The organism is Mycobacterium sp. E2462 (assembly GCF_001672685.1).
In the GTDB taxonomy this organism is placed as follows: domain Bacteria; phylum Actinomycetota; class Actinomycetes; order Mycobacteriales; family Mycobacteriaceae; genus Mycobacterium.
The window spans coordinates 1-3,951 of the sequence record NZ_LZKC01000452.1 but is presented as its reverse complement, the minus strand read 5'-3'; the positions used below and the strand labels follow the sequence as shown (position 1 = coordinate 3,951).

Here is a 3,951-nt window from a genome sequence, read left to right as displayed (position 1 = left end):
GGCGATGATGTTGCGCTGGATCTCCGAGGTGCCGCCGGCGATGGTCGCGGCGAAGCTGCGCGCGTAGCGGTCGAACCAACTGCGGTAATGGCTGTCCAGATTCAGCGCGGCGAAGGGGGCGGTCATCGCGCGACCCACCAAGCCGTCGGCGCCCGCGGCGCTCAAGGCGTCCTCGGACGCCCGTTGCAGCGCCTCGGAACCGAGCAGCTTGAGCACCGATTGGGCGGGCACATCCTCTTCGCCGCGAGCGGCTTTCGACAGCGCCGCCGATCCCAGCAACCGCAGCGCGTAGGCGTCCATCACCAACGTGGCGTAGCGGTCGCGTTCGAGGGCCCCGCCGGGACGGAAGTCGACGCTGAGCTCGTGCAGCAGGTCGACGTAGCCCATCCAGAGCATGACGCGCTCGTGACCGAGGGAACCGGTGGCCACCTTCCACCCCTCGTTGAGGCCGCCCACCAAGTTCTCGGCGGGTACCCGGGCGTCGGTGAAGAAGACCTCGTTGAAGTCGACCTCGTCGACGTCACACAGCGACGCGAACGGGCGCCGCACCACGCCCGGCGTGTCGGTCGGGATCAGCAGCACGCTGATGCCCTTGTGCTTGGCAGCGTTGGGATCGGTGCGAACGAACGTCAGCAACACGTCGGCGTCGTGGGCGCCCGACGTCCACACCTTCTGCCCGTTGACGACGAAGTGGTCGCCTTGCGCATCGGAGGACAGCACCGCGCGCGTTTTCAGCGACGCCAGATCCGATCCGGCGCCCGGCTCGCTCATCCCCAGCGACGCGGTCATCTCGGCCCGCAGGATCGGCACCGCCCACCGTCGCTGCTGCTCCGGCGTGCCGAACGTCAACAGCGACGCCGCGATGATCCCGACCCCCTGCGGGTTGAAGCTCTGGTAGATCCGCCGGCGCCCCAGCTCCTCCAGGTAGACGTATTGCTGCAGCAATGTGGCGTTGCGGCCGCCGAATTCGGGCGAGTTGCCCGGCAGCAACCAGCCGTTGTCGAAGAGGAGCCGCTGCCAGCGGCGCGCCCACTCCGGCACGTCCGAGCTGGACCGCGGCCGTTCGCTCGCCTGTGCGTCGGACGGCAGGTGGGCGTCGAGGAACGCGACGAACTCCGCCCGGAAGGCCTCGACGTCGGCGTCGAAGGTCAGTTGCACGTCTCTTCCCTCAATACCGTCGGGCGCCACCGTGTCGGCCCGCGGCGGCTGCGCCGGCGGAACGGTTCGCTCTTGCGATAACGCTTCCCAAACACGCGTCTAAGAGAATAGTATTCTCATGCGAAGCAAGTTACAATCTCCAACACGTGATCCGTGAGGGGGTCGAGCGCAGCGATGTCACGGCGTTCTCCGGTAGAGTCCAACCATGTTCTCCCCGCGCGGCAATCATCCGAGTCGGCCGTGACCACTCCCAGCGAAGAGCCGGCCTGGAAGCAGCGCGCCGTCGAGCGCTCCATCAAAACGGCGAAACTGCGTGCGGCGCAACGGGTTCAGCGCTTCCTCGATGCCGCGCAGGCGATCATCATCGAAAAGGGCAGCACGGACTTTACCGTGCAGGAGGTCGTGGACCGGTCCCGCCAGTCGCTGCGGAGCTTCTACCTGCAGTTCGACGGCAAGCACGAGTTGCTGCTCGCCCTGTTCGAAGACGCGCTGAGCCGCTCGGCCGACCAGATCCGCGCCGCGACGGAAAGCCACACCGACCCGCTGGAGCGGTTGCAGGTGGCGGTCGAGTTGCTCTACGAGGCGTCCCGCCCGGACCCGACGGCCAAGCGGCCACTGTTCACCGACTTCGCCCCCCGGCTGCTGGTGACCCACCCGGCCGAGGTCAAGGTCGCCCACGCACCCCTGCTGGCCCTGCTCACCGAGCTGATGGAGGCCGCCAGCGAGGCCGGCGCGCTGCGCTCCACGATCAACCCGAAGCGCATCGCCGCCATGACGATGCAGACGGTGATGTTCATCGCGCAATCCAGCGGCGGTTCCGACGACGCGACGGTGCACCCGATCACCGCCGAAGAGGTGTGGGACTTCTGCTCGCGCGGCTTCGTCGCGTAACCCCTCCCGCCGTGCCGCCCGGTCTGCGGGTATCGCGCGACGAAATGAGAATGCAATTCTCTTCCAAGAAGAGTTCAGATTAGCCAAAACGAATCTGCCATTGACACTCGGTGACCGGTGGTGACAGAGTTCAAGCGGCGGAGTCGAAAGGATGTTCCGCGCCCGTCAGGCCAATCGAACTACTCGGGAGTTGAGGTAGCCCATGACTGGACGTGTTGAGGGCAAGGTCGCCTTCGTCACCGGGGCGGCACGTGGTCAGGGCCGCAGCCACGCGGTGCGGTTGGCCCAGGAAGGCGCCGACATCATCGCCGTGGACATTTGTAAGCCGATCCGCGACGGCGTGGTGGATACCGCCATCCCGGCCTCGACGCCGGAAGACCTCGCCGAGACCGCCGATCTGGTCAAGGGACACAACCGTAGGATCTTCACCGCCGAGGTGGACGTGCGCGACTACGACGCCCTCAAGGCGGCCGTGGACACCGGCGTGGAGCAGCTCGGCCGGCTCGACATCATCGTGGCGAACGCCGGAATCGGTAACGGCGGTGAGACTTTGGACAAGACCAGCGAAGAAGACTGGACCGAGATGATCGACATCAACCTGGCCGGCGTCTGGAAGACCGTGAAAGCCGGTGTGCCGCATCTGCTGGCCGGTGGCCGCGGCGGTTCGATCATCTTGACCAGTTCGGTCGGCGGCCTCAAGGCCTACCCGCACACCGGCCACTACGTCGCCGCCAAGCACGGCGTGGTGGGCTTGATGCGGGCGTTCGCGGTTGAGTTGGGGCAGCACATGATTCGCGTCAACACGGTGCACCCCACGCACGTCAAGACACCGATGCTGCACAACGACGGCACCTTCAAGATGTTCCGGCCGGACCTGGAGAATCCGGGTCCCGACGACATGGCGCCGATCTGCCAGCTGTTCCACACGCTGCCGATCCCCTGGGTCGAGCCGGTGGACGTCAGCAACGGCGTCTTGTTCTTCGCGTCCGACGAATCGCGATACGTCACGGGCGTCACCCTGCCGATCGACGCGGGTGGCTGCCTGAAATAGAGTCCCGCCTCGTGGAGGGATTCCTGTCTGATTTCGAGGGGCGCGGCGCGGTGATCACCGGCGGCGCCAGCGGCATCGGCCTGGCCACTGCCGCCGAGTTCGGCCGCCGCGGCGCGCGGCTGGTGCTTTCCGACGTCGATCGGCCCGCGCTCGAACGGGCGGTGAATGGGCTGCGCGCAGCGGGATTCGACGCGCACGGCGTCGGGTGTGACGTCCGGGATCTCGACGAGATGCTGGGACTGGCCGACGAAGCCTTCCGGTTGCTCGGCCGCGTCGACGTCGTGTTCAGCAACGCCGGCATCTTCGTCGGCGGCCCCATCGCGCAGATGACGCACGACGACTGGCGCTGCATCATCGACATCGACCTGTGGGGTTCGATCCACGCCGTCGAGGCCTTCCTGCCGCGGTTGCTCGCGCAGGGCACGGGCGGGCACATCGCGTTCACCGCGTCGTTCGCCGGCCTGGTGCCCAACGCCGGGATGGGCACCTACGGCGTGGCGAAGTACGGCGTGGTCGGGCTGGCGGAGACGTTGGCGCGTGAGGTCAAGGCCGAGGGCATCGGGGTATCGGTGCTGTGCCCGATGGTGGTCGACACCCCGCTGCTGTCGAACTCCGGGCGGATCCGCGCCGCCGACGACGCCCCGGCCGCGGCCGGGGAGTTGCCAACGCAGGACGCGGCCGTCACCGCCGCCGACGTCGCCCGCCTGACGGCCGAGGCGATCCTGGCCAACCGCTTGTACGTCCTGCCGCACGCGGCCGCCCGCGCGTCGATCCGCCACCGGTTCGAGCGCATCGACCGCGCCTTCGAGGAGCAGGCCGCCGAGGGCTGGCAGCACTAGCCGGGATCCGGT

The 3,951-nt window shown here is 67.7% G+C and carries 4 protein-coding genes; 3 read left to right on the top strand and 1 reads right to left on the bottom strand.

The window, feature by feature from the left end; genetic code table 11:
* Nucleotides 1–1,158 (bottom strand): acyl-CoA dehydrogenase family protein (locus A5714_RS23345; RefSeq protein ID WP_068289383.1); only part of this gene is annotated, 1,158 nt, incomplete at its 3' end.
* A 240-nt stretch (nucleotides 1,159–1,398) separates the two neighbouring features.
* Here A5714_RS23345 and A5714_RS23340 point away from each other — a divergent pair.
* The 3 genes from A5714_RS23340 (at nucleotide 1,399) to A5714_RS23330 (ending at nucleotide 3,939) form a co-directional block, all read left to right on the top strand.
* Nucleotides 1,399–2,049: a TetR/AcrR family transcriptional regulator gene (locus A5714_RS23340; protein WP_068071134.1), complete on the top strand. Its 651-nt coding sequence runs from the start codon at nucleotides 1,399–1,401 to the stop codon at nucleotides 2,047–2,049.
* 202 nt (nucleotides 2,050–2,251) lie between these two features.
* Nucleotides 2,252–3,100, top strand: a complete 849-nt coding sequence (locus A5714_RS23335) for a mycofactocin-coupled SDR family oxidoreductase (RefSeq protein ID WP_068289380.1) — start codon at nucleotides 2,252–2,254, stop codon at nucleotides 3,098–3,100.
* A gap of 23 nt (nucleotides 3,101–3,123) precedes the next feature.
* Nucleotides 3,124–3,939: an SDR family NAD(P)-dependent oxidoreductase gene (locus A5714_RS23330; protein WP_156747467.1), complete on the top strand. Its 816-nt coding sequence runs from the start codon at nucleotides 3,124–3,126 to the stop codon at nucleotides 3,937–3,939.
* Nucleotides 3,940–3,951 lie beyond the last annotated feature (12 nt).

Coding starts and splice junctions, on each gene's coding strand:
- A5714_RS23335 (WP_068289380.1), top strand. CDS start 2,252: ATGACTGGACGTGTTGAGGGCAAGGTCGCCTTCGTCACCGGGGCGGCA.